Source organism: Kitasatospora sp. NPDC048545 (genome assembly GCF_040651155.1).
GTDB lineage: Bacteria > Actinomycetota > Actinomycetes > Streptomycetales > Streptomycetaceae > Kitasatospora.
Map to the genome: position 1 here is coordinate 1 of NZ_JBEZIQ010000168.1, position 1,774 is coordinate 1,774.

Genomic DNA, 1,774 nt, shown 5'->3' on the forward strand with positions numbered 1-1,774 from the left:
GGTGCGGGCGAGGAGCGGCACCGGTTGAGCGTCCCGGGCGGGTTGGCGGCGCTCTCGCTGGACGCGATGGCCTCGGTGGCGTACGGGCCGGAGTCGATCGTGCTGGTGCTGGCCGCGGCGGGCGGGTACGGGCTGGGCTTCACGCTGCCGGTCACCGCGGCGATCGCGGTCCTGCTGGCGGTGCTGGTGGCCTCGTACCGGCAGGTGATCGCGGCGTTCCCGGACGGCGGCGGCGCCTACGCGGTCGCCAGGCAGCACCTGGGCCGCCGGGCGGCGCTGACCGCGGCGGCCTCTCTGGTGGTCGACTACGTCCTGAACGTGGCGGTCTCGGTCACCGCCGGCGTGGCCGCGCTGACCTCCGCCGTACCGGGCCTGTACGACCAGCGGGTCTGGCTCTGCCTGGGTGTGCTCGTCCTGGTCACGGGGGTGAACCTGCGGGGGATCGCCGAGTCGGCGCGCTGGTTCATGGTGCCGACGGCCGTGTTCGTGCTGTCGATCCTGGCGATCGTCGTGGTCGGCCTGTTCCGGGACGGCCCGGCGAGCACCGCGGCCGCCGAAGGCCACGCCTCGGTGCTCGCCGGGAACGCCACCGCCGTCGGCGCGCTGCTGCTGCTCAGGGCGTTCGCGGCCGGCTGTTCCGCACTGACCGGCGTGGAGGCGGTGGCCAACGCCGTCCCCTCCTTCCGCACTCCCCGGGTGAAGCGGGCCCAGCACACCGAGATGGCGCTCGGCGCGCTGCTCGGCGTGATGCTGGTCGGACTGGCCGTGCTGATCGGGCGCTTCCACCTCCAGCCGGTCGAGGGCGTCACCGTGCTCGCCCAGCTCGCGGACGCCTCGCTCGGCCACGGCGCGGGCTTCTACGTCGTCCAGTTCGCCACCGTGGTCCTGCTCGGACTGGCCGCCAACACCTCCTTCGGCGGGCTGCCGGTGCTGATGGACCTGCTCGCCCGGGACAACCACCTCCCGCACGTGTTCGCACTGCGCGCCGATCGCCAGGTGTACCGGTACGGCGTGCTGTTCCTCGCCGTGGTGTCGGCGGCGCTGCTGGTCGGCTCCGGCGGGGACGTCAACAGCCTGGTGCCGCTGTTCTCGATCGGCGTCTTCGTCGGTTTCACGATCTGCCAGGTCGGCATGGTCCGGCACTGGTACCTGCACCGGCCGGCCGGCTGGCACCGGAAGGCCGCGCTGAACGGCTTCGGCGCGCTGCTCACCGGCGTCGCCGCACTGGTCGTCACCGGCACCAAGTTCACCGAGGGCGCCTGGGGCATCGCGGTGGCCCTGCCGCTGCTGGTGGTGCTGTTCGAGGCGATCCACCGCAGCTACGGCCGGATCGGCGAACGCCTGGAGCTCGGCCGGGTGCCCGGCCCGGTGACCCGGCAGCGCAGCCTGGTCGTCGTCCCGGTGACGGCGATCACCCGGCTCACCCGGGACGGCCTGTCGGCGGCGCTCTCGCTCGGCGACGAGGTCATGGCGGTCACCGTGGTGCACGAGCCGGCCGCGGCCGAGGCGCTGCGCCGGGACTGGGAGCTGTGGCAGCCGGGCGTGCCGCTGGTGGAGGTTCCGGACGACCACCGCCGGCTGGGGCAGCCGATCGCCGCCTTCGTCAACGAGCTCGGGGCGGAGCACGCCTACGACCGGTTGACCGTGCTGATCCCCGAGGTGGAGCCGGCCCACTGGTGGCAGCGGGTGCTGCAGAACCGGCGCGGCGCGGTGATCGACCGCGCCCTGCGCCGGCACACCGACGCGGTGGTCTGCCGGCTGCGGATGCGGATGT

1 protein-coding gene is annotated in these 1,774 nt (G+C 74.0%); it reads left to right on the top strand.

Features of this window, described 5'->3' with window-relative positions; genetic code table 11:
* Window positions 1–1,774 (top strand): APC family permease (locus AB0D10_RS46275; protein ID WP_360269132.1); only part of this gene is annotated, 1,774 nt, incomplete at both ends.